Raw genomic sequence first — 22,638 nt, 5'->3', positions numbered from 1 at the left:
GGGGTGGCGTAGTCTCTGAGGGAAGACCCGGCGACGGGCTGTGGCGAAACAATTCCGACATGTGGGTTGTTTACCATCGTGACAGTCGCGGGTTTCGGAGGCTACATGACCATGATCACCGGATCGACGCCTGAGGTGGACGAACGCGGGCTCGATGCAGCCTACGCGGTCCTCTCCGGTGGCACGTTCGCCGTGCTCACCGGCGCAGGGGTGAGCACCGACTCGGGGATCCCCGACTACCGGGGTGCAGGCGCCCCGAAGCGGACACCGATGACGGTGTCTCAGTTCCTCCTCAACGACGCGTCACGCAAACGCTACTGGGCAGGAAGCCACCTCGGCTGGGCCATGTTCGACGCCGCCAGGCCCAACGCCGGCCACCGGATGCTGGCGACGCTGGAGGGTGCCGGTCTCGTCAACGGTGTCGTCACCCAGAACGTCGACGGGCTGCACGTGCGCGCCGGGTCGCGCCGCGTGGTCGACCTGCACGGCTCGATGGACCGTGTCCACTGCCTGGACTGTGGCCAGACCTTCGCCCGGTCGAGCATCGCATCACGGATCGACCGCGAGAACCCGTGGCTGTCGAAGCCGGATGCGGTGACCCTGAACCCCGACGGAGACGCCGAGATCAGTCAGGTCGACGACTTCATCGCGCCGGTGTGCTCCGTCTGCGGAGGCCCGCTCAAGCCGGACGTCGTGTTCTTCGGCGAGTTCGTCCCCTCTGACAAGTTCTCCGAGGCCAGGGACCTGGTTGCGACAGCGGACGCCCTCGTCATCGCCGGGTCGTCCCTCGTCGTCAATTCGGGCATCCGTCTTCTCGAGCACGCCAGGCGCAACAAGCTGCCGATCGTGATCATCAACCGGGGTGAGACCAAAGGCGATTCGCGGGCCACCGTGAAACTGGACGCAGGGGCGTCAGAGACCCTCGCCGCCCTTGCGGAGCGTCTGCTCGGCTGAGCCCCTCACAACCGGGCGAGAATGTCCGCCTCGATCTCGGGTGCCAGCCCGACGACCGGCCGGTCTGCCCGCTGAGGCGCCACTCCCCCGATGCTGCTGAGCCAGGACCAGGTGTCCGAGACGGTGTCGGTGATCGGCCGGCAAAGGAGTCCGGCGGCGATCGCCTTCGAGACATCCGCACCGTGCATCGTGTCGTGAGCGTCGCCAGGCGGCAGCCACGCGGGAAGGTCCATCCACGGCTCAGCACCCGCTGCGGCCAGGACAGTCGGGTCGACCCAGCGCAACGTGGCAGATGACCCGGTCGCGTCGATGCAGGCCTGGAGCAGATCGCCCATCGTGGCGAAACCGACGGGGCTGACGACGTTGAACGGTCCGCCGAGGCCGCGTTCGGCGGCGGAGAGCCCCCACGCGGCGAGGTCCCGGGCGTCGATGAACTGGATCCCTGCCCCGGGCTCGCCCGGAGCGACGACGTCTCCGCCGCGGGCGATCCGGCCCAGCCACCATGGCAGCCGACCGATGTCCTCGTGCGGTCCGAGGATCAGGCCGGCACGCGCGAGCAGTGCCCGGTCGCCGAACGCCTCGATGACGGCGGCTTCCGCCCCGGCCTTGGCCCTGGCGTAGTCGTCGAACCCGGTGTCAGACGATGTCGACTCGACGACGGGAGCCCGCTCGTCGGATCCGGCCGGCGTCGGGTAGCTGTATACGGACCGGCTGGAGATGTAGAGGTAGGTGTCGGCGCGGGCGGCGAGAAACGCGGCCGAGTCCCTGACGGCCACCGGCGCCCACGACCAGGTGTCCGCCACGACATCCCAGCGGCGGTCGCCGAGGGCGGTCAGTCCCGCCTGTGTCGTGCGATCGCCGGTCAGTGCCGTCACTCCGTCGACGGGCTCGCGGGTGCCCCGGTTCAGGGTGGTCACGTTCCAGCCCCGTGCCAGGCCCTCGTCCACGAGCGCGCGCCCCACGAAACCACTGCCACCGAGAATGAGAAGGTCCATGCGTCCCATCACAGCGGATGCCGTCGTCGCGTGTACAGCGACTTCTCCGGCAGCTTAATCCGCGCGCGGGGATCCGGTTCGGGCGCGCCGGTCGGCGGTCGCCCGCCAGACCTGCCCGATCACGTCGTCGAGTTGTGCGACCGACTCCCGCCAGCTGTCCGGGGCGACGCTGGAGGCATCCTCGGTGTGCAGGGTGACGACGGGCTGGTCCGCGACGCTGTCGCTGAGGAGATTCCGCTGCTGGGCACGCGAGACCCCGACGATCACGTCGGCCGAGCGCATCATCCAGCCCCGGGTGAACCGGAACCGCCACGGCCACGTCGTCACCCGTTTCAGGAGACCTGAACCCTCAGGCAGGTGAGGGATGCCTCCGCCCGCGATGAGACCGAACCGGCGCCCGAGGCCGGCCCAGCCGGGTGCTGGCGTGAAGACGACGTCGGCGCCGATCGAGTTGAGCCGCCGGCCGGTGAGCAGTTCTGCCGGGCTGTACGGCGATGGCAGGAGCTCCCACGGAAGTGCCGGGAGCAGGTCGAGCGCCGTCGACGGGCCGACGAGAAGAACGAATGAGCGTCGTTCGGCGAGGGCGTGGACGATCCCCTGCGTCATCCGGCTGAGCTGGTCCTCAGGGTCGTTCGTCACCCACCTGCAGTCGACGAGGAGCTTCATCCTGTGGGCTCCTCGGCGAGGAAGTCGCGGATCAGCCCTGCAGCCTGCTCGGGAACCTCGTAGTGGATGAGATGCCCGACGCCCGGAAGGATCTCGAGCGTGGCATCCGGGAAACGTCGCACCAGTCGGTGCTGCGCTTCGACCGGTGTGATGTCGTCCTGGTCGGCGGCGATGAGCAGGGTGTGGTCGATGATGTCAGCGGCGAACTCACTGACGTCGTTCCCGACGGACGCTCTGAAGGCTTCGAGCACGACGGCCCTGTTGTCGAACGCGCTGAAGTAGAGGTCGTGCTGGTTGTGGATCCAGCGGCGCAGGTCCTTGTCCTTCGTCTTCGCCATGGTCACGCTCATCACCCGCACGATGGCACGATTGCGCAGCAGCGCGAAACCGAGCGGTTCGGGCAGCCAGGCGCCCATCCGGTAGTAGAAGACCGCGAGCCTGGTGAGGATGCCGCGTGGGCCGGCGAGGGCGGGCGCGGCGATCGGATTGACGAGGATCACCCGGGGCGCGCGCAGCGGTGTCGTCGCGAGGGCGGCGGACACGACGATCGAGCCGAACGAGTGGCCCAGGATCACCGGAGGTTTCGGGAGATCGACGGCCTCGACGAACTGGTTCAGCCATCCGGCGTACCCGTCGATGTCGTGTGTGACGCCGAGCGGTTCGGATTCGCCGAAGCCGGGAAGGTCGGGGCTGAGGATGTGGAAGCCGTCGAGGTGGGCCACGACCGGTTCGAGTCCGTGATGGTCGCCGCGGAATCCGTGCACCATGACGACCGTCGGGCCGTCGGATTGGGTGCCGTACTCCCAGTAGCTCGTGAGGCTTCCACCGGTGCGGACGGACCGTCGGGTGACGTGGATGCGATCGAGTCGCGAGGAGTATGGAGAACGGGGTGTCATGGGGAATTCCAGTTTAGGCTTTTCGCTCACCCGAACCGAACGATGCTCCCCATAGACTCGGAGCCACATCGCGAGGACCCACACCTCGCGCCCCCGAGACGGAATCGGAATCTCGTGACTTTCACCGCGCCCATCCAACTCCCAGGCCTCGCCCGAGACCCCCTGTGGTATCGGAGAGCGATCTTCTATGAGGTCATGGTCCGGTCGTATGTCGACAGCAACGGCGACGGCGCCGGAGACCTGCAGGGTCTGACGTCCAGGCTCGACTACCTCCAGTGGCTCGGCGTCGACGCGCTATGGCTGCCCCCGTTCTTCACGTCACCGCTGCGTGACGGTGGCTACGACGTCGCCGACTACCGATCGATCCTCCCCGAGTTCGGGACGATCGACGAGTTCAAGGACCTCGTGACGAAGGCGCACGAGCGGAACATGCGCATCATCATCGACCTTCCGATCAACCACACCTCCGACCAGCACGAGTGGTTCCAGGAATCGCGGGAGAACCCGGACGGCCCGTACGGCGACTTCTACGTGTGGAGCGACACCGACGAGAAGTGGCCGGACATCCGGATCATCTTCACCGACACGGAGGATTCCAACTGGGCGTTCGACCCGGTTCGGCGCCAGTTCTTCTTCCACCGGTTCTTCTCGCACCAGCCCGACCTCAACTTCGAGAACCCGGCCGTCCACGACGCCATGTTCGACATCATCCGGTTCTGGCTCGACATGGGTGTCGACGGTTTCCGGCTGGATGCGATCCCCTACCTCTACGAGTCGGACGAGGGCAACGGTGAGGGCGAGCCGAAGACGCACGCCTACATCAAGAAACTCCGTGCCATGGTCGACCTCGAGTATCCGGGCCGGGTGATGATCGCCGAGGCGAACCAGTGGCCGAGGGAGGTCGCGGCCTTCTTCGGGACCGACGAGGAACCCGAGTGTCACATGGCGTTCGATTTCCCGGTGATGCCCAGGATCTTCTACTCCCTCCGCTCGCAGCAGGCCGAGGAACTCGTCCGGGTGCTGTCCGAGACCACCGACGTGCCCGAATGGGCCGGCTGGGCCGTGTTCCTCCGCAACCATGACGAGCTCACGCTCGAGATGGTCAGCGAGGAGTACCGTCAGGCCATGTACGGCTGGTACGCCTACGACCCTCGGATGCGCGCCAATATCGGCATCCGCCGCCGTCTCGCTCCCCTGCTCGACAACTCGAGGGCCGAGCTGGAACTCGCCCACGCGTTGCTGTTCTCCCTCCCGGGCAGCCCGTTCATCTATTACGGCGACGAGATCGGGATGGGTGACAACATCTGGCTGGCCGACCGTGATGCCTCCAGGACGCCGATGCAGTGGACCCCAGACCGGAACGCCGGCTTCTCGTCGGCCGACCCGGGCAAACTCTACCTGCCCGTCATCCAGTCCCTCGTCTACAACTACACGCTCGTCAACGTCGAATCGCAACTGGCGCAGTCCAGGTCGCTCCTGCACTGGGTGCGCAACGTCATCCACGTGCGCAAGGGGCACCCGGCATTCGGGCTCGGCAGCGTCGAGGTCCTGACGAGCGACCACGAGTCGGTGCTCAGCTTCATCAGGAGTTACAAGGGCACCGGCGGCCACGTGGGCGGGCACATCGGAGACGAGAAGGAAGACATCCTCTGCGTCTTCAGCTTCTCGCATCACCCGATCGCGACGACGATCGTTGCTCCTGACCTGGCGGGATGCCGCCTGTTCGACCTGTTCGGCGGTGGGGAATTCCCGCCGTTCGATGAAAACGGAAAGGTGACCCTCACCATCGCTACACAGAGTTTTTACTGGCTGCACGTCGCCCATCCGGACGACTCACCGTTCTCGCAGCGGCGTCACTCGTGAGCGAGGACGTGTCGGTGGTCCGCCCTAACGTGGGCTCCGTGCAGATAACAGCCGTAACTCCGTGGTCAGAGTCCCTCGCCGTCTTCGACCTCGAGACGACGGGAATCGACGTCATCACGAGCCGGATCGTCAGCGCCAATGTGAGCCTGCTCGATGCCAGCGGAGACGTCGTCCGACGGAGCGACTGGCTCGCAGATCCCGGCATCGCGATTCCGGAGCAGGCGACGGCCGTGCACGGCATCACCACGGAGCGTGCCAGAGCCGAGGGGCTGCCTGCCCCGCTCGTCGTCGCCGAGATCGTCGCCGAGCTGCGCACCTACTTCGACGCAGGCATCCCGGTCGTCATCTACAACGCACCGTACGACCTGTCGCTCCTCTTCCACGAGTCCCTCAGGCACCATGTCTCGCCGCTCGTCGAACCGACCCCGGTCATCGACCCGCTGGTCATCGACAAGGCCGTCGACCGCTACCGCAAGGGCAAACGGACGCTCGAAGCCGCAGCGCTCCACTACGGGGTGGAACTCACCGATGCGCACGACGCAGGTGCGGATGCGATCGCGGCCGGTCGTGTCGCCCAGGCCATCGCGCGGGCCCATTCGCGTGCCCTCGCTGTCGATGCCATCGAGTTGCACCGCCTGCAGCAGGGCTGGTGCCAGGACCAGGCCGACAGCTTCCAGGACTACATGCGGCGCACGCGCGACGCCACCTTCGTGGCGTCGACCGGGTGGCCGGTGCGCTGAACGCTCCCCGCCCCGTCAGCGCCCTACTCACCTGTTCCGGACGTACTCACCCGGCGTACCTGGTGAGTACGTCCGGAACGCGTGACAACGTGCGCTGACCCGCCCGCAACGACAAAGACCCGCAACCGAAAGGCTGCGGGTCTTTGTTGAGGTTCGGGGTTTAGGCGCCGAAGCCCTTGAAGCGCTGGTTGAACTTCTCGACCCGGCCGGCCGAGTCCATGATGCGCTGCTTGCCCGTGTAGAACGGGTGCGACTCCGAGGAGATCTCAACGTCGATGACGGGGTAGACGGTGCCGTCTTCCCACTCCATGGTCTTCGAGCTGGTCACCGTGGAGCGCGTGAGGAACGTAGCGCCCGAAGCGAGGTCGCGGAAAACAACCGGGTTGTATTCGGGGTGGATGTCAGTCTTCATGAGGACTTCCTTGTGAGTCGTGGGGTGTGTTTCAGTCTCGCCTGCACGGACGGTGCGGTAAGAAAGCGTGCGGCCCATCGGGGCCAGCTACCTACTTTATCAGATGACAGCGGTTATTCGGCACGCGCGCTGTAGCGGCCGTCGCGCTCGGTGAGTTCGATCGGAAGACCGAAGGTCGCGGTCAGCGTGTCGCTGGTCAGGGCCTCGGTGATGGGGCCCGCTGCAACGACCTTGCCGTCTGCGAGAAGGAGCGCATGGGTGAAGCCTGCGGGGATCTCCTCGACGTGGTGGGTGACCATGACGATCGCGGGCGACTCCTCCGAGCGGGCGTAGCCGCTGAGCAGAGTGACGAGTTCTTCCCTTGCGCCGAGGTCGAGGCTGGCTGCAGGCTCATCGAGCAGGAGCAGTTCGGGGTCGGTCATCACGGCCCTGGCGATCTGTACCCGCTTCTGCTCCCCGTCGCTCAGCGTTCCGAAGCGGCGTTCGGCGAGGTCCTCGAGGTGCCATTCGGCAAGGACACGGCGGGCGCGCTTCTCGTCGATGTCTTCGTAATCCTCGTTCCACCTGCCGGTGACCGAGTACGCGGCCGTCATGACCACGTTGAGCACCGTCTCCTCGAACGGTACACGGCGCGCCATCGCGGTCGACGCGATACCGATCCGCGGACGGAGCTCGAAGACATCGACTTTTCCGAGTTCTGTGTCGAGGATCCCGACCGAACCGCTGGTCGGATGCATGAGGGTCGACGACAGCTGGAGGATCGTGGTCTTCCCGGCCCCGTTCGGACCAAGCACCACCCACCGCTGGTCGTCTTCGACCGTCCACGACACGGAATCCACGATCGCACGGCCATTGCGCACGACCGATACGTCACTCAACTGCAAAACGCTCGACATGGTTCTAGCCTATCCGTCCGAGGTGGCCGGCCGTGTCGTGCCTCGCCCGTCAGCGGGCGAGAACGGACCGGTACAGGTCGATGGTTTCGCGACCGATCCTCGACCAGCTGAACTCGCGTTCGGCGCGGTCCCTGCCCGCGGCTCCCATCGCCCTGGCAGCATCCGGATCGGAGACCACCTCGGTGAGTGCTGCGGCCAGGTCGGCGACGAAACGGTCGGGGTCGACAGGTGTTCCTGTGCCGTCCGTGACCTGCTCGATCGGCACGAGCCGACCGGTGACACCGTCATCGACGACTTCGGGGATGCCGCCGGTCGCGGTCCCGACGACGGCAGCGCCACAGGCCATCGCCTCGAGGTTGACGATGCCCAGCGGCTCGTAGACGGACGGGCAGACGAACGTCGTCGCCGCGGTGAGGACAGCACAGAGTTCGTGGCGTGGCAGCAGCCTGTCGATCCAGACGACACCCGAGCGTTCCTTCTGGAGCTCACGGACACCGGCTTCTACCTCCGCCATGATCTCGGGCGTGTCTGGTGCGCCGGCACACAGGACGAGCTGCACGTCCTTCGGCAGCAGCGAGGCTGCGCGCAGGAGGTACGGCAAGCCCTTCTGCCTCGTGATCCTGCCGACGAAGACCACGCTCGGGCGCTCGGGATCGATGCCGAGGGTGCGCAGGAGGTCGTCGTCCTGCACCGGCTGCCAGGCGGAGAGGTCGATCCCGTTGTAGATGGTGTGCACGCGCGACTCGTCGAGTGCCGGATAGCTGCGGAGGATGTCACGCCGCATGCCGTTGCTCACGGCGATCACGGCATCCGCGGCTTCGAACGCCGTCTTCTCGATCCAGCTGGAGACGCGGTACCCGCCACCGAGCTGTTCGGCCTTCCAGGGGCGCAGCGGCTCGAGGCTGTGGGCGGAGACGATGTGCGGGATGCCGTGAAGCAGCTTCGCGAGGTGGCCTGCGCCGTTCGCGTACCAGGTGTGCGAGTGCACGAGGTCGGCACCTTCAGCGTCCTGTGCCATCAGCAGATCGGTGCCGAGCGTCGTCAACGCTCCGTTCGCGCGGGCGAGTTCCTCGGGGACCCGATACGCGTACGTGTCCGCCTCGCCACGATCGGCGCCGAAGCAGCGAACGGTGACGTCGATCTCCCCCCGCATCGCCGACACGAGTTCCGCGACGTGCACGCCGGCTCCGCCGTAAATCTCTGGTGGGTATTCCCGGGTAAGAAGATCAACTCGCATGACACGAACGCTAGTACAGGTATGGGGTTGCCCCTAGTGTTGTGGCATGGTCGCATCGAAGAAGATCTTTGGCATTGTCCTCGCCGGCGGGGAAGGAAAACGACTCATGCCGTTGACGGCGGACCGGGCAAAACCCGCGGTTCCGTTCGCCGGGCAGTACCGGCTCATCGACTTCGCGTTGTCCAACCTGATCAACTCGGGTCTGACCCAGATCGTCGTGCTGACGCAGTACAAGTCGCACAGCCTCGACCGCCACGTGTCCCAGACCTGGCGCCTGTCCGGACTGCTGAACTCGTACATCGCCTCTGTGCCAGCACAACAGCGGCTCGGGAAGCGCTGGTTCTCCGGTTCCGCTGACGCGATCCTTCAGAGCCTCAACCTGATCCGCGACGAGAAGCCCGACATCGTCGTCGTCGTCGGCGCTGACCACGTCTACCGGATGGACTTCCGCGAGATGCTCCAGGCCCACATCGACTCCGGCCGCGGCGCAACGGTCGCAGCGATCCGGCAGCCGATCGAGCTGAGCGACCAGTTCGGCGTCATCGAACTCGACAAGGATGATCCGACGAAGATCGCCGAGTTCCTCGAGAAGCCGATCAACGCGGTCGGCCTCGCCGACGCCCCCCACGAGGTCCTCGCTTCGATGGGAAACTACATCTTCAACACGGATGCCCTCATCGACGCAGTCACCCGCGACGGCGAGCTGACGGATTCCAACCACGACATGGGCGGCGACATCGTTCCCGACTTCGTTCGCAGGGGCGACGCCGGCGTCTACGACCTCAAACGTAACGACGTCCCCGGCTCGACGGATCGTGACCGCTACTACTGGCGCGACGTCGGAACGATCGACTCGTTCTTCGACGCGCACCAGGACCTCATCTCCACCCTGCCGATCTTCAACCTGTACAACAGCGAATGGCCGATCTTCAGCCAGCAGCTCAACTCTCCCCCTGCGAAGTTCGTCCGTGACGCCAAGGGCAACCTCGGTACGACGATCGACTCGATCGTTTCGCTCGGCTCGCTGATCTCCGGAGCGCACATCGAACGCAGCGTCCTCGGAGCATGGTCGAAGATCGAGTCGGGCGCCCAGGTCGTCGACTCGGTGCTTTTCGACCGGGTCATCGTCGGACCGGATGCCACAGTGAGGCGCGCGATCCTCGACAAGGACGTCGTCGTCGAAGACGGTGCCTCGATCGGCGTCGACCACGACCGTGACAGGGCCCGCGGGTTCACGGTCACCGACTCCGGCCTGACCGTCGTCGGCAAGGGAGTCCGCGTTCCCCGATGAGCTCCACGCATTCGCCGGCGCCCGATGCGCCGGCCCGGTTCCTCGTCGTGCTCGACGCGGATTCCACCCTCATCGAGAACGAAGTCATCGAGCTGCTGGCCGAAGAGGCCGGCTCCCTCGCACTCGTCGCAGACGTGACCGAACGCGCGATGCGGGGCCAGCTGGACTTCGCCGAGAGCCTCCGGGAACGCGTGGCCACCCTCGCCGGGCTTTCGGACACGGTCTTCGCGACCGTGTCCGGCCGGATCCGGCCCACCAGGGGCGTTCATGAGCTCATCGCAGGCGTTCAGGCTGCCGGTGGACGGATCGGCGTCGTGTCCGGCGGCTTCCACGAACTCCTCGACCCGCTCGGAGCCGAACTCGGTCTCGACTCCTGGCGTGCCAACCGCCTCGACGTGTCGGGCGGCCGCCTGACCGGCTCCGTGAGCGGCCCGATCATCGACGCCCAGGCGAAGGCATCCGCCCTGCTGGAATGGGCGGCGGATGCCGGAATCCCGGCGGAGCGGACCGTCGCGGTCGGCGACGGAGCCAACGACCTCCTCATGATGGAGGCCGCTGGACTCAGCGTCGCGTTCAACGCCAAGCCGGCCGTGCGCGAGCGGGCAGACGTGGCCTGCGACCGCGTCGACCTCTCGGACATCCTGCCGCTGCTCGGTCTCAGGGGCTGACTCAGGCGGACGCGGCCTGACTCATCTGCACCGAGAGCCAGCCGCCGTCAGTGCCCCATGCCGAGGCCGCCGTCGACGGGGATCACGGCGCCGGAGATGTACCCGGCGTCGTCGCCTGCGAGCCACGTGACGGCCTTCGCCACCTCAGCAGGCGTCGCGAACCGGCCGGCAGGGATGCTCTTCTTGTATTCGGCCTGCGTCGCCTCCGGAAGCTCGGCGGTCATGTCGGTCTCGATGAACCCGGGCGCGACGACGTTGGCGGTGATCCCTCTGGCTCCGAGTTCGCGCGTGATCGACCTGGCCATGCCCACGAGGCCTGCCTTCGACGCGGCGTAGTTGACCTGACCGGGGCCACCGTAGAGTCCGACGACGCTGGAGATGAGGATGACGCGGCCGAATCGGGCCTTGAGCATTCCCTTCGAGGCCCGTTTCACCACGCGGAACGAGCCGCCCAGGTTGGTGTTCACGACGCTGTCGAAGTCGTCCTCGCTCATCCGCATGAGGAGCGTGTCCTTCGTGATGCCCGCGTTGGCGACGACGACCTCGACCGGACCGAGCTTCTGCTCGATCTCGGTGAACGCGGCGTCGATGGATGCTGCATCCGTCACGTCTGCCCTGACGGTGAGCGTTCCGGCAGGGCCCTCCCCTGAGCGCGCGGTGACGGCCACCCTGTGCCCGAGCGAGACGAACTCCTCAGCGATGGCGAAGCCGATCCCCCGGTTTCCTCCTGTGACGAGTACGGTGCGCGGGGTGATCTCAGAGTGGGGCATGTCGGCCTTCCGGTGTGGGGGGAATTCCCAGCAGGCAGCAGCGCTGAACACGCTGGGCGACCCGGCCGGGGGGACGAAACAAGCGTAGTCTTGACGTGAATGAAACAGCCATCCATTACCTCACTGCCGCAGTCGCCTGACGCCGAGCGACGGGCGCGAATGCTCAAGTACTCGATTGCCATGAGCATCCGTCTGGCGTGCCTGATCGCGATGCTCTTCGCCCAGGGCTGGTGGCTGTTCGTCTTCGCAGCAGGTGCCATCTGCCTGCCGTACATCGCGGTCGTGCTCGCCAATGTCGGCGCCCCGCGTGCGGACATGACCGTGCAGCGCCCAGGTGGCGTCGTCGTGATCCCTGAGCGGCCCGTTTCGCGTGAGGATTCAGAGGGCGAACCGGACCAGCGAGCCTCATGATCGGACTCTTCCAGGATCCGGAGCAGCTCACCTGTTCACGGGCCGGCTGCACAGCTGCGGCCGGATGGCGTATCGAGTGGCGCAACCCGAAGATCCACACCGAGGACCGCGTCAAGGTGTGGCTGGCCTGCGACGACCACAGGGACTACCTCGGTGAGTTCCTCGCCGCGCGGGAGTTCCCCGTCCGCACCGTTGCGCTGAGTCCGGGGGCGGCCGAATGAAGAACTGGAGATTCGCGTTCAGCCGTCGCTGGTTCGGTTACCTTGCGGTCGCGGTCGTCTTCGCCGTCGTGTGTGTGCTTCTCTCGAACTGGCAGCTTTCCCGGCTCGAGGAGAAACGCGTCGAGAACTCCCGGGTGATCGAGAACTACGACTCCTCCCCCGTCCCCCTCGCCGAGGTGCTCCCTGACAGGGAGAGCTGGAGCGACGGCGACACCTGGACGCCCGTGCTGATGACCGGCAGTTACCTCGAGGACGAACAGGTCCTCGTGCGGAACCGGCCGCGCAACGGTCAGCCGGGATTCGAGGTCCTCACGCCGCTGAAGCTGACCGACGGCTCCGTGTTCGTCGTCGACCGCGGCTGGCTGCCGACGGGTAACGCCCAGGACCTGCCCGATGTCATCCCGTCCCCTCCGACCGGTGAGGTGACCGTGACTGCGCGCCTGAAGCCCGGCGAACCCGCCCTGCAGGGACGCAGCGCCGCCGACGGACAGATCGCCACCGTTGAGCTCGCCCAGTTCGCCGACCGGATCGACGCCCCTGTCTACACCGAGGCGTACGGGCTGCTGGACTCAGAGGATCCGGCCCCGGCCGACGCGAGGCCGGTCGCCGCGTTCAAGCCGGAACTGGACGAGGGCTCACACCTGTCCTACGCCTTCCAGTGGCTGGTCTTCGGGCTTCTCGGCTTCGCGTTCCTCGCCTACGCGGTCCGCGAAGAGTACAGGCACCTCAACGCGGATGACCCCGCCGAACAGGCCAGGGCGGCAGAGCGGGAGCGTAAGCGTGCCGCCAGGCGCTCCGACTCGGATGTCGAGGACGACATCCTCGACGCGTCGGTCCGTTAGGCGAGCTCGATCAGTTCGAGGTAGTCCTTGTTCCAGTGGTCCTCGACGCCGTCGGGCAGGATGAGAACCCGCTCCGGGTTGAGAGCCTGAACGGCACCCTCGTCGTGGCTGACCAGGACGACAGCGCCTGTGAAATGCGCGAGGGCGTCGAGGATCTCTGCGCGGCTGGCGGGGTCGAGGTTGTTCGTGGGCTCATCGAGGAGCAGGACGTTGGCGCCCGAGACGACGATCATGGCGAGGGCCAGCCTCGTCTTCTCCCCGCCGGACAGGACGCCTGCCGGCTTGTGGGAGTCGTCTCCGGTGAACAGGAACGATCCGAGGACCTTCCTGGCCTCCGTCTCGGTGATGTTCGGCGAACTCGACACCATGTTCTCGAGGACACTGCGCTTCACGTCGAGGGTCTCGTGCTCCTGTGCGAAGTAGCCGATCCGGAGGCCGTGGCCGGGTTCGACCTGCCCGGTGTCCGGCTTGTCGACGCCGGCGAGGATGCGGAGAAGGGTCGTCTTCCCGGCTCCGTTGAGCCCGAGGACGACGACCTTGGAACCGCGATCGATGGCGAGGTCGACAGCGGTGAAGATCTCGAGCGAGCCGTAGCTCCGCGAGAGGTTCGACGCCATCAGCGGTGTCCGCCCACACGGTGCGGGGTCGGGGAAACGCAGCTTGGCGACCCGTTCGACGGCACGCACATCGTCGAGGCCGGAGAGCATCTTCTCGGCACGCGCGACCATCTGGTGGGCCGAAGCGGCCTTCGAGGCCTTGGCGCCGAACTTCGCAGCCTGGAGCTGCAGTGACGTGGCCTTCTTCTCGACGTTGACGCGTTCCTTCTTGCGACGCTCCTCGTCGGCCTCACGCTGGCGCTGGTAGTTCTTCCAGTTCATGTTGTACACGTCGATGACCTGGCGGTTGCCGTCGAGGTAGAACACCTTGTTGACGGTTTCACCGACGAGCTCGACATCGTGGGTGATGACGATGAATCCGCCGGTGTACGTCTTGAGGAACTCGCGGAGCCAGGTCACCGAGTCGGCGTCGAGGTGGTTCGTGGGCTCATCGAGGATCATCGTGCGTGCGTCCGAGAACAGGATCCTGGCCAGCTCGATCCGTCGGCGCTGACCGCCGGACAGGGTCTTCAGCTGCTGGTCGAGGATCCGGTCTGGCAGGTTCAGGTTGCTGGCGATCGACGCGGCCTCAGCCTCGGCGGCATAGCCACCGAGCATCTGGAAGCGTTCCTCGAGGTTGCCGTACTTCTTCATGGCGGCTTCGCTCGTCGCGACATCCGTCGACGCCATGCCCATCGTGGCTTCCTGCATCCCGAGGACGAGGCTGCCGAGGCCGCGGGCGTTGAGGATGCGCGTCCTCGCGAGTTCGTCCGGGTCGCCGGAGCGGGGGTCCTGGGGCAGGTAGCCGAGTTCGCCTGACCGCTCGACCTTGCCTGCTGAGGGGAGCAGCTCACCGGCGAGAACCTTGGTCAGCGTCGTCTTGCCTGCGCCGTTGCGGCCGACGAGGCCGATCTTGTCGCCGTCGGTCACCCGGAAGTTGACCTCGTCCATGAGAACTCGTGCCCCGACGCGAATTTCGAGATCGTGCACACTCAGCAAAACAAAGTCCAATTCCTGGGGGCGCGCCAAAACGGCGCTCAAAACAACGGGGTCAACCTGACAGTCTACGTTGTCGGCGGCTGAGAGCCTGCCGGTGCGGCGTCAGGGCTGTGCCGGTGGGCCAGGAGGGATGCGCGCGATCCGCCTGATCGCTTCCTCGAGAAGTTCGGGTGAACAGGCGATGTTCATGCGGGCGCACCGTGCGCCCGGGTCACCGAAGCCCGGACCGGGGCTGAGGGCGACGCGCGCCTCACTGAGGATGCGAGCTGCCGGGTCGTCGCCCCAGCCCCTGCCGCCGAAATCGAGCCAGGCGAGATAGCTCGACTTCGGGCGTCGCCAGGTCACCTCAGGCAGGTGTTCACGCAGCAGCCGGTCGAGGAGTTCGATGTTGGAGGCGAGAGCGGCGAGCACGCCGTCGAGCCAGTCCTGGCCGTCCGTGTACGCGGCGGCGCTGGCGAGCATCCCGAACTGCCCCGTGCGCCAGGTCACCTCGAACGGCATCCCATCGAGCACGGCTGCCGAGCCTTCGCCGTCCGCAACCATGACGGCACACTTGAGCCCGGCGATGTTCCAGGCTTTGCTCGCAGAGTGGACCGCGAAGCCGTGGGAGCGGGCGGTGTCCGACACGCTGAGGTATGGCGTGAAAGTCGCATCCGGCTGCGTGAGCGGAGCGTGGATCTCGTCGCTGATGACGGTGACGTCGTGGGCGGCGGCCAGATCGGCGAGGCGGGCGAGCTCCGTGCGGGAGTGCGGGTGGCCGAGCGGATTGTGCGGGTTGCACAGCACGAACGACCTGGCGCCTGACACGAACGCGGACTCCAGGGCGGCGAAATCGAGCCGGTAGCCCTCACCGCTGTCGACGAGCGGGACGGTGAGCACGGATGCGCCCGCCTCGGTCACGAGGTCGAAGAACGGCGGATAGACCGGTGGCGTGATGATGACAGGGTCGCCCGGTTTCGTCACACGGCGGAGGATCTCGACGATGCCCATGCTCACGTCGGCCGTTGAGAGCAGCGTGGCCGAGGACAGGTCCCAGTCCCAGCGCCGCTTCGCGTAGCCGCTGAACGCCGCGGGCAGCGGGTTCCTCGACGCGACGTAGCCCGCGTCGCCACGGTCGATGGCCTGGTGGAGGGCGCGACGGATCGGCTCGGCCAGCGGGTAGTCCATCTCGGCGACGAACATCGGCAGGACGTCGTCCGGGTGTTCCGCCCACTTCTCGCTCGTGCGAGAACGGAGGACGTCGATCGGGTCGGCGTGGACGCTGGTCATCCTCCGACGATAGCGGCTGGGGCCGGCTCAGATGGAGAAGCCGAGTGCCCGCATCATGTCGCGACCGTCGTCGGTGATCTTCTCGGGACCCCACGGCGGCATCCAGACCCAGTTGATCCTGAACGCCTCGACGACGCCGTCGAGCGCCTGCGCCGTCTGCTCTTCGAGGACGTCGGTGAGCGGGCACCCGGCGGAGGTCAGGGTCATGTGGATGATGAGAGCGTCGTTCTCGTCATCCCATCCGAGGTCGTAGATGAGCCCGAGGTCGACGACGTTGATGCCGAGCTCGGGGTCCATGACGTCCTTGAGGGCTTCTTCGACTTCGTCGAAGCGCTGCGGGCTCAGTGTGGTCACCATGATCTGATTTTACGCCGTCGTCGCTTCGTCGGCGAGGAACCGGTCGTATCCCTCGTCCTCGAGACGGTCGGCCAGCTCAGGGCCGCCCTGCTCCGCGATGCGCCCGTCGACGAAGACGTGCACGAAGTCCGGCTTGATGTAGCGGAGGATGCGCGTGTAGTGGGTGATCAGCAACACACCGAGGTGGGTGTTCTCCTTGGCCCGGTTTACGCCCTCGGAGACGATCTTCAGGGCGTCGACGTCGAGGCCGGAGTCGGTCTCGTCGAGGACGGCGAAGGTCGGCCTGAGCAGCTCGAGCTGGAGGATCTCGTGGCGCTTCTTCTCTCCACCGGAGAAGCCCTCGTTGACGTTGCGCTCGGCGAACGTCGAGTCCATCCGAAGGTTCTTCATGGAGCTCTTGACGTCCTTGATCCAGTGACGGATGGGGGGCGCTTCGCCGTCGATCGCGGTCTTCGCGGTGCGGAGGAAGTTCGTCACCGTGACACCGGGGATCTCGACCGGGTACTGCATGGCCAGGAAGAGGCCGGCGCGTGCGCGCTCGTCCACGGTCATCGCGAGGACGTCCTGGCCGTCGAGGGTGATCGATCCAGAGTCGACCTTGTACTTCGGGTGACCGGCGATCGTGTACGCAAGGGTGGACTTGCCCGAACCGTTCGGGCCCATGATCGCGTGGGTCTCACCTTTGTTGATGGTGAGGTCGACGCCGCGCAGGATGGGCTTCTGTCCCTGGTCGGTCTCGACGCTGACGTGCAGGTCGCGGATTTCAAGTACAGCCATGAGCTAGATCTCTTTCGTTACGGTCGGGTCGATGTAGATGTCTCCGTCGGTCACTTCCACGTGGAAGACCGGGACGGGTTCGTATGCGGGCAGCGACAGCGGCTTGCCCGTGAGCAGGGAGAACTGGGAACCGTGCGCCCAGCATTCGAGGGTGTCGCCCTCGACGAAACCTTCGGCCAGGGAGATGTCCCCGTGCGTGCAGGTGTCGCCGATGGCGTGCACGTCGCCGCTGCCGTCGAGGACGAGGGCGATCGGCGTGCCGCCGACGACGACGCGTTTCGCCTCGTTCACCTTCAGGTCGCTGAGGGCGCAGACACGTTCCGCCACGGTCACCTGCCGTCCGTCGACAGGCTGGTTCCGTTCAATTCTTCCTCGATGGCGATCTCGAGGCGCTCCTGCAGTTCGGTGTCACCGATCTGCTGGACGATCTCGGTGAGGAACCCGCGCACGACGAGGCGGCGTGCCTCGTCCTCTCGGATGCCGCGAGCCTGCAGGTAGAACAGCTGCTCGTCGTCGAAACGGCCGGTGGCACTGGCGTGGCCGGCGCCGGCGATGTCGCCGGTTTCGATCTCGAGGTTGGGTACGGAGTCGGCCCGTGTGCCATCCGTGAGCACGAGGTTGCGGTTCTGCTCGTAGCTGTCCGTTCCCGTCGCGCTCTGGCGGATGAGGACGTCGCCGATCCACACGGTACGTGCCCCTTCGCCCTGCAGTGCGCCCTTGTAGGTGACACGGCTGCGGGTGTGCGGTGCGTCGTGGTCGACGTAGACCTGCTGCTCGAGGTGCTGGCCGGCGTCGGCGAAGTACAGTCCGAGTGCTTCGACCTCTCCCCCTTGCGCGTTGAGGTGCGTGGACGGGTTCACCCGGACGACGTTTCCGCCGAGGGTCACGACGACGTGCTTGATGCGAGCGTCCCGACCGACCGTTGTGAAGTGTGAGGCCAGGTGTACGGCGTCGTCGTCCCACTGCTGCACAGTGACGACGGTGAGGTTGGCACCGTCTCCGACGATGATCTCGACGTTCTCGGTCAGGCGCGCCTGTCCGGTGTTTGCGAGGATGACGAGGCCGGTGCTGAACGCCTTCGCTTCGATGAGAACGTGCGCGGCACGGGCACCACGACCGAGTCCGGAGCGCGCGACGCGCACCGTCTTCGACTCTTCACCTGAGACGGTGATCGCGAGGGCACGCTCGAACTGGCTCCACGCGTTGGCTGACGCGCGCTCCTCGGGTGTTCCGGCGCTGCCGATCCGCTTGTCGCCGCGGTCGACCCAGGAGACGTCGACTCCGTCGACGGCCGTGGCGGCGAACTCATACTCGCCGCCGTCGAGCGGACCGTCGATGAGATCGGCCACACGGTCGATCGGCGTGAGCTTCCAAACCGCTTCACGACCGGTGACGGCCGGGAAATCTTCGACTGCCGCCGATGCGAAGCGTTCGGAACGGGTCTGGATCGGGACGAGTCCCCATCCACCGTCGGTGTGCTTTTTGTAGCCCAGTTGCCCGGTGTTCTCGAGCTTCGTGGTGGTTGCTTCCGGCGGGGAGATCGTCATTTAGCCGACCGATCCTTCCATGCCCATTTCGATGAGCTTGTTGAGTTCGAGTGCGTATTCCATCGGGAGTTCCCTGGCGATGGGCTCGATGAACCCGCGGACGATCATCGCCATGGCCTCGTCCTCAGGCATGCCCCGGCTCATCAGGTAGAAGAGCTGCTCTTCGCTGACCTTGGAGACGGTGGCCTCGTGCCCGAGCTGGACGTCATCCACACGGATGTCGATGGCGGGGTAGGTGTCACTCCTCGAGATGGTGTCGACGAGCAGGGCGTCGCATCGCACGGTGTTCGCCGAGTGGTGCGCGTTGGCATCCACCCGCACCTCACCGCGGTAGCCGGCGCGGCCGCCTCCACGCGCGATCGACTTGGAGACGATCGACGACTGCGTGTAGGGGGCCATGTGGATCATCTTCGCGCCGGCGTCCTGGTGCTGTCCCGGACCGGCGAAAGCGACGGAGAGGGTCTCGCCCTTGGCGTGCTCTCCCATGAGGAAGATCGACGGGTACTTCATGGTGACCTTGGAACCGATGTTGCCGTCGATCCACTCCATGGTCGCGCCCTCTGCGGCCGTGGCGCGCTTGGTGACGAGGTTGTACACGTTGTTCGACCAGTTCTGGATCGTCGTGTAGCGGACGCGGGCGTTCTTCTTCACGATGATCTCGACCACGGCGGAGTGCAGTGAGTCCGACTTGTAGATCGGAGCGGTGCAGCCCTCGATGTAGTGGACGTAGCTGCCTTCGTCGGCGATGATCAGGGTGCGCTCGAACTGGCCCATGTTCTCGGTGTTGATCCGGAAGTAGGCCTGGAGCGGGATCTCGACGTGCACGCCGGGCGGCACGTAGACGAAGGAGCCTCCTGACCAGACGGCCGTGTTCAGCGCGGCGAACTTGTTGTCGCCTGCGGGGATGACGGTGCCGAAGTACTCCTCGAAGAACTCCGGGTGCTCCTTGAGTGCGGTGTCCGTGTCCATGAAGATGACGCCCTGGCGGGCGAGGTCCTCGTTGATCTGGTGGTAGACGACCTCAGACTCGTACTGGGCGGCGACGCCGGAGACGAGGCGCTGGCGTTCTGCTTCGGGGATCCCCAGCTTCTCGTACGTGTTCTTGATGTCGTCGGGGAGGTCGTCCCAGGTCTGCGCCTGCTTCTCGGTGGAGCGGACGAAATACTTGATGTTGTCGAAGTCGATCTCGGAGAGGTCTGCTCCCCAGGCCGGCATCGGCTTGCGCTCGAACAGGGCGAGGCCCTTGAGGCGCCGTTGCAGCATCCAGTCGGGTTCCGACTTGAGGTTGGAGATGTCGGTGACGACCTCGGGCGAGACACCACGACGGGCCGACGCGCCAGCGGCGTCAGAGTCTGCCCATCCGAATTCGTACTGCCCAAGGCTTGCGAGTTCGGGGCGGTCAATCAGAACATCTGACATGTCAACCTCTTTCCTTCTCAGCTGCGTAACAGGATTTCTGCGCGTCGCATTCCCGCGCACGCCCCAGCAACGATGATTGCTCAGGAATGTGCAGGCGGCTGATTTGCGTATCTACAATTGTTCAAGGACGGGGGCCGCGCTGCTCCCGCGCCGTTCGCTGGCGAGTGCCAGAACTGATTGCTTGAACCTCATGATTCTACAGGTTGTGCAGACAAATAGCAGCAGGGCAGTGACCAGTCACAGCAACAACACAAGTGAGGAACGTTCGAGAGTGAACAAGATCGGCACGTCGGCCAGACGCTTCTGGAACTGGCTTCCCACCCACGTCGACCGCCGCGTCCGCGTGGTGGCGTGGTTGAACCTGGTCGCCCAGACGGTTCTCGTCGGAACCGGAGGCGCTGTGCGGTTGACGGGATCAGGCCTCGGCTGTCCGACCTGGCCGAGGTGCACCGCAGAATCCTTCGTCAGCACGCCGGAGATGGGAATCCACGGCGTCATCGAATTCGGCAACCGGACGCTCTTCTTCGTGTTGCAGGTGATCGCGATCTTCGCTCTCCTCTTCGTGCTCAAGTACCGCGCCGAGCGCAGGGATCTCTTCGTTCTCACCCTGATCCCCGCGTGCAGCGTCCTGCTCCAGGCGGTAGTCGGTGGCATCACGGTGCTCAGCGGTCTCAACCCCTACGTCGTCGGATTCCACTTCGTTCTCAGTGTCGCCCTCGTGGTCCTCGCCGCCGTTCTGGTGTTCCGCGTCTACAACGGGAACGGACCGCGCACGAGGATCGCGCCGGTCTGGCTCGTGGTGACCACCCACGTGGCCTCGTTCTTCGTCGCTGTGACCATCATCGTCGGGATCCTCACCACGGGGTCAGGGCCGCACGCCGGTGACAAGGGCGCGGCGCGCAACGGACTCGACCCTGAGGTCCTGCAGCACGTGCATTCCTGGCCGGCGTACATCACCCTCGCCCTCACGCTCGTGATCGTCGCAGCCGCTTGGCTCGTCCCCGTGCCTCGCCTCCGGCTGCCGTCCTTCGTGCTGCTCGTGGTCGAAGGGGTCCAGATCGTCGTCGGTGTCGCGCAGGCGCGGATGGGCCTCCCCGAGATCCTCGTCGGCCTGCACATGGTGCTTGCCTGCGTCCTCGCCGCAGCGATGACCGTGACGGTGCTGAACCTCAAGGCATCTTCCCCCGTCGCGGCCGAGCAGAAGCCGGTCGAGGCGCTGCAGGCGTCATAAACCTCTCGGCCACTCGGTCGCCGTGTGAGGTTCGTGACCCGTTTCGTGGAGCTCTACCGCAGCTCCCGGACGGCGTCGACGATCCGCCTGACCCGAGCAGGGAATCCGGCGGGAACGTCGGCAGGAAGAGCATCGACGGGCCACCACCTCACGTCGTCGCTCTCGTCGCTCGGGACAGGCAGGGACGCGGCAGGGGCCATGGCGGCGAACCCGATGTCCCAGTGCACCGTGCAGCGGCCGAACCGGGTGCTGAGCGCGTGCCTGTCGACATCGAGAGGTCCCTCGGAGACAGGGGCGACGCCGACTCCCCCTTCCTCGACCGCCTCACGGAACGCCGCTGCAGACACCGACCGGTCTGCTGCCTCGATGTGTCCTCCGAGCTGCACCCAGAACCGACCCTTCCTGTGGAAACACAGCAGGACGCCGGTGAGGTCGGGGGTCAGGACGAAACAACTGGCGGTGAGGTGCTCACCGTCACTGTCCCTGTCTGCTGCGGCCGGTCCACGCTCGCTCAGGAATACCAGGTAGTCGTCCCGCAGGAGCACCTGGTCACGGGCAGCCGGATGCCAGGACGCGAGCTGGTCCGTCAGCGCCTGGACGATCGAAGGATCGTGTGTCACCGTTGCCGTGTTCCGAGAGGATCAGAAGGGCAGGAGCGGGTCGATTCCGACAGCGAGGAACAGCAGCGTGAGGTAGCTGATCGAGCCGTGGAACACCCGCATCGGCGAGACCTTCTCGTGCCGGATGGCCAGGTTGTAGAGGCGGTGCGTCTCGTAGATGAACCAGCCGCCTGAGGCGACGGCAACGACCGTGTACAGGAGTCCCATCGACGCGACGGGGATCAGCAGGAGGGAGCACGCCACCGTCGCCCAGGCGTAGAGGATGACCTGCAGGCCGACTTGCGCGCGGCCGCGGACGACCGCGAGCATCGGGACGCCGACGGACTTGTAGTCGTCGCGGTATTTCATCGACAGCGGCCAATAGTGGGGCGGTGTCCAGAGGAAGACCACGCCGAAGAGGATGAACGGCGCCCAGCTCAGCGAGTTGGCCACTGCCGCCCAGCCGATCAGCACGGGGAAGCAGCCGGCGATCCCGCCCCAGATGATGTTCTGCGACGTCCAGCGCTTGAGCCAGAGCGTGTAGATGACCACGTAGAAGAAGATCGCGCCGACCGAGAGCGCGGCGGTGAGCGGGTTCGTCGTGACGTAGAGCCAGACGGTCGACACGACCGCGAGAACCCACGAGAAGACGAGTGCTTCCCTGGGAGTGAGGACTCCGGTGACGAGCGGGCGGTTGCTCGTCCTCTTCATCACCTTGTCGATGTCACGGTCGATGTAGCAGTTGAACGCGCCGGCCGATCCGGCGCTCAGGGCTCCGCCGACGACCGTTGCGAGGACGAGCCACAGGTTGGGGATCCCGCCGTGCGCGAGAATCATCACCGGGACTGTCGTCACGAGCAGCAGTTCCATCACGCGGGGTTTGGTGAGGGAGACGTATCCCCTGACCTTGTCGACGGCGCTCACACGTGCTGGTGTGACGCGGTCTTCTACAGCAATGTTCATCGCTCCTCTAACCGGTGGA

Annotated in this window: 25 protein-coding genes; 9 read left to right on the top strand and 16 right to left on the bottom strand. The window is 66.0% G+C overall.

The genetic code is table 11. The features are described from left to right. Positions 1–105 precede the first annotated feature (105 nt). Positions 106–954: a Sir2 family NAD-dependent protein deacetylase gene (locus AC1M2K_RS14655; RefSeq protein WP_480236424.1), complete on the top strand. Its 849-nt coding sequence runs from the start codon at positions 106–108 to the stop codon at positions 952–954. 5 nt (positions 955–959) lie between these two features. Here AC1M2K_RS14655 and AC1M2K_RS14650 read toward each other — a convergent pair whose 3' ends face one another. The 3 genes from AC1M2K_RS14650 to AC1M2K_RS14640 are packed head-to-tail and all read right to left on the bottom strand — an operon-like array spanning position 960 to position 3,511. Continuing rightward, on the bottom strand, positions 960–1,949 hold the full coding sequence (locus AC1M2K_RS14650) for an NAD-dependent epimerase/dehydratase family protein (RefSeq protein ID WP_480241513.1): 990 nt from the start codon (positions 1,947–1,949) through the stop codon (positions 960–962). Between the two features lie 54 nt (positions 1,950–2,003). Beyond that, positions 2,004–2,615 carry a hypothetical protein gene (locus AC1M2K_RS14645; RefSeq protein ID WP_480241512.1) on the bottom strand — a complete coding sequence of 204 codons (612 nt, stop codon included), beginning with the start codon at positions 2,613–2,615 and terminating at the stop codon, positions 2,004–2,006. After that, positions 2,612–3,511, bottom strand: coding sequence for an alpha/beta fold hydrolase (locus AC1M2K_RS14640; protein ID WP_480236427.1), 900 nt, complete (start codon positions 3,509–3,511; stop codon positions 2,612–2,614). The genes AC1M2K_RS14645 and AC1M2K_RS14640 overlap by 4 nt, the downstream gene beginning before the upstream one ends. A 114-nt stretch (positions 3,512–3,625) precedes the next feature. Between AC1M2K_RS14640 and treS the strand changes: the two genes are divergently transcribed. Together treS and AC1M2K_RS14630 are read left to right on the top strand one after the other, a co-directional pair. Further along, positions 3,626–5,374, top strand: a complete 1,749-nt coding sequence (treS, locus tag AC1M2K_RS14635; RefSeq protein ID WP_480241511.1) for a maltose alpha-D-glucosyltransferase — start codon at positions 3,626–3,628, stop codon at positions 5,372–5,374. Between the two features lie 44 nt (positions 5,375–5,418). After that, entirely contained in the window at positions 5,419–6,114 is a 696-nt protein-coding gene (locus AC1M2K_RS14630; RefSeq protein WP_480241746.1) for an exonuclease domain-containing protein, read from the top strand. A 160-nt stretch (positions 6,115–6,274) separates the two neighbouring features. On the opposite strand, the gene AC1M2K_RS14625 is transcribed toward AC1M2K_RS14630, so the two are convergent. The 3 genes from AC1M2K_RS14625 to glgA form a co-directional block, all read right to left on the bottom strand. Continuing rightward, positions 6,275–6,526, bottom strand: coding sequence for a type B 50S ribosomal protein L31 (locus AC1M2K_RS14625; protein ID WP_480241510.1), 252 nt, complete (start codon positions 6,524–6,526; stop codon positions 6,275–6,277). Positions 6,527–6,639: 113 nt separating this feature from the next. Next, the gene (locus tag AC1M2K_RS14620) at positions 6,640–7,422 is read right to left on the bottom strand and encodes an ABC transporter ATP-binding protein (RefSeq protein WP_480236430.1); all 783 of its coding nucleotides are present in this window, start codon (positions 7,420–7,422) and stop codon (positions 6,640–6,642) included. A 49-nt stretch (positions 7,423–7,471) separates the two neighbouring features. Beyond that, positions 7,472–8,659: a glycogen synthase gene (glgA, locus tag AC1M2K_RS14615; protein ID WP_480241509.1), complete on the bottom strand. Its 1,188-nt coding sequence runs from the start codon at positions 8,657–8,659 to the stop codon at positions 7,472–7,474. A gap of 46 nt (positions 8,660–8,705) precedes the next feature. On the opposite strand from glgA, the gene AC1M2K_RS14610 reads away from it, so the two are divergent. Together AC1M2K_RS14610 and serB are read left to right on the top strand one after the other, a co-directional pair. Beyond that, positions 8,706–9,950, top strand: a complete 1,245-nt coding sequence (locus AC1M2K_RS14610) for a glucose-1-phosphate adenylyltransferase (protein ID WP_480241508.1) — start codon at positions 8,706–8,708, stop codon at positions 9,948–9,950. Further along, positions 9,947–10,618, top strand: a complete 672-nt coding sequence (serB, locus tag AC1M2K_RS14605; RefSeq protein WP_480241507.1) for a phosphoserine phosphatase SerB — start codon at positions 9,947–9,949, stop codon at positions 10,616–10,618. Before AC1M2K_RS14610 ends, serB begins: the two co-directional genes overlap by 4 nt. Positions 10,619–10,665: 47 nt before the next feature. On the opposite strand, the gene AC1M2K_RS14600 is transcribed toward serB, so the two are convergent. Beyond that, on the bottom strand, positions 10,666–11,388 hold the full coding sequence (locus tag AC1M2K_RS14600; protein ID WP_480241506.1) for a beta-ketoacyl-ACP reductase: 723 nt from the start codon (positions 11,386–11,388) through the stop codon (positions 10,666–10,668). A gap of 99 nt (positions 11,389–11,487) precedes the next feature. On the opposite strand from AC1M2K_RS14600, the gene AC1M2K_RS14595 reads away from it, so the two are divergent. Genes AC1M2K_RS14595 through AC1M2K_RS14585 form a run of 3 tightly spaced genes read left to right on the top strand, consistent with a single transcriptional unit; the run spans position 11,488 to position 12,862 of the window. Further along, positions 11,488–11,799, top strand: coding sequence for a DUF3099 domain-containing protein (locus AC1M2K_RS14595; protein ID WP_480236435.1), 312 nt, complete (start codon positions 11,488–11,490; stop codon positions 11,797–11,799). Beyond that, on the top strand, positions 11,796–12,020 hold the full coding sequence (locus AC1M2K_RS14590; protein ID WP_480236436.1) for a hypothetical protein: 225 nt from the start codon (positions 11,796–11,798) through the stop codon (positions 12,018–12,020). Before AC1M2K_RS14595 ends, AC1M2K_RS14590 begins: the two co-directional genes overlap by 4 nt. Next, positions 12,017–12,862: an SURF1 family cytochrome oxidase biogenesis protein gene (locus AC1M2K_RS14585; RefSeq protein ID WP_480236437.1), complete on the top strand. Its 846-nt coding sequence runs from the start codon at positions 12,017–12,019 to the stop codon at positions 12,860–12,862. Before AC1M2K_RS14590 ends, AC1M2K_RS14585 begins: the two co-directional genes overlap by 4 nt. Here the strand turns inward: AC1M2K_RS14585 and AC1M2K_RS14580 are convergent. The 7 genes from AC1M2K_RS14580 to sufB form a co-directional block, all read right to left on the bottom strand. Continuing rightward, the gene (locus AC1M2K_RS14580) at positions 12,859–14,457 is read right to left on the bottom strand and encodes an ABC-F family ATP-binding cassette domain-containing protein (RefSeq protein ID WP_480236438.1); all 1,599 of its coding nucleotides are present in this window, start codon (positions 14,455–14,457) and stop codon (positions 12,859–12,861) included. The genes AC1M2K_RS14585 and AC1M2K_RS14580 overlap by 4 nt on opposite strands. A gap of 102 nt (positions 14,458–14,559) precedes the next feature. Then, complete coding sequence (locus tag AC1M2K_RS14575; RefSeq protein ID WP_480241505.1) at positions 14,560–15,726, bottom strand: MalY/PatB family protein; 1,167 nt, start codon at positions 15,724–15,726, stop codon at positions 14,560–14,562. A 27-nt stretch (positions 15,727–15,753) separates the two neighbouring features. Next, positions 15,754–16,083 carry a metal-sulfur cluster assembly factor gene (locus tag AC1M2K_RS14570; protein ID WP_480236440.1) on the bottom strand — a complete coding sequence of 110 codons (330 nt, stop codon included), beginning with the start codon at positions 16,081–16,083 and terminating at the stop codon, positions 15,754–15,756. A 9-nt stretch (positions 16,084–16,092) separates the two neighbouring features. Further along, positions 16,093–16,860 (bottom strand): Fe-S cluster assembly ATPase SufC, encoded by a 768-nt coding sequence (gene sufC, locus AC1M2K_RS14565; protein ID WP_480236441.1) that lies wholly within the window; start codon positions 16,858–16,860, stop codon positions 16,093–16,095. A gap of 3 nt (positions 16,861–16,863) precedes the next feature. After that, complete coding sequence (locus AC1M2K_RS14560; RefSeq protein ID WP_480237341.1) at positions 16,864–17,187, bottom strand: non-heme iron oxygenase ferredoxin subunit; 324 nt, start codon at positions 17,185–17,187, stop codon at positions 16,864–16,866. Positions 17,188–17,189: 2 nt separating this feature from the next. Then, a complete protein-coding gene (gene sufD, locus AC1M2K_RS14555; protein WP_480241745.1) occupies positions 17,190–18,401 on the bottom strand; it encodes a Fe-S cluster assembly protein SufD in 1,212 nt (403 codons plus the stop codon). Positions 18,402–18,407: 6 nt separating this feature from the next. Beyond that, positions 18,408–19,826 (bottom strand): Fe-S cluster assembly protein SufB, encoded by a 1,419-nt coding sequence (sufB, locus tag AC1M2K_RS14550; RefSeq protein WP_480236442.1) that lies wholly within the window; start codon positions 19,824–19,826, stop codon positions 18,408–18,410. Positions 19,827–20,097: 271 nt separating this feature from the next. Between sufB and AC1M2K_RS14545 the strand changes: the two genes are divergently transcribed. Beyond that, positions 20,098–21,057: a COX15/CtaA family protein gene (locus AC1M2K_RS14545; RefSeq protein WP_480241504.1), complete on the top strand. Its 960-nt coding sequence runs from the start codon at positions 20,098–20,100 to the stop codon at positions 21,055–21,057. A 53-nt stretch (positions 21,058–21,110) separates the two neighbouring features. Here AC1M2K_RS14545 and AC1M2K_RS14540 read toward each other — a convergent pair whose 3' ends face one another. Both AC1M2K_RS14540 and AC1M2K_RS14535 read right to left on the bottom strand, forming a co-directional pair. Further along, positions 21,111–21,677 carry an NUDIX hydrolase gene (locus AC1M2K_RS14540; protein WP_480241503.1) on the bottom strand — a complete coding sequence of 189 codons (567 nt, stop codon included), beginning with the start codon at positions 21,675–21,677 and terminating at the stop codon, positions 21,111–21,113. 21 nt (positions 21,678–21,698) lie between these two features. Further along, positions 21,699–22,619 (bottom strand): heme o synthase, encoded by a 921-nt coding sequence (locus tag AC1M2K_RS14535; RefSeq protein ID WP_480241502.1) that lies wholly within the window; start codon positions 22,617–22,619, stop codon positions 21,699–21,701. Positions 22,620–22,638: the final 19 nt, after the last annotated feature.

The sequence above is a fragment of the Mycetocola sp. Y171 genome, assembly GCF_056713165.1.
The sequence above is the reverse complement of the archived record's forward strand: the minus strand, read 5'-3'. Positions and strand labels throughout refer to the sequence as shown.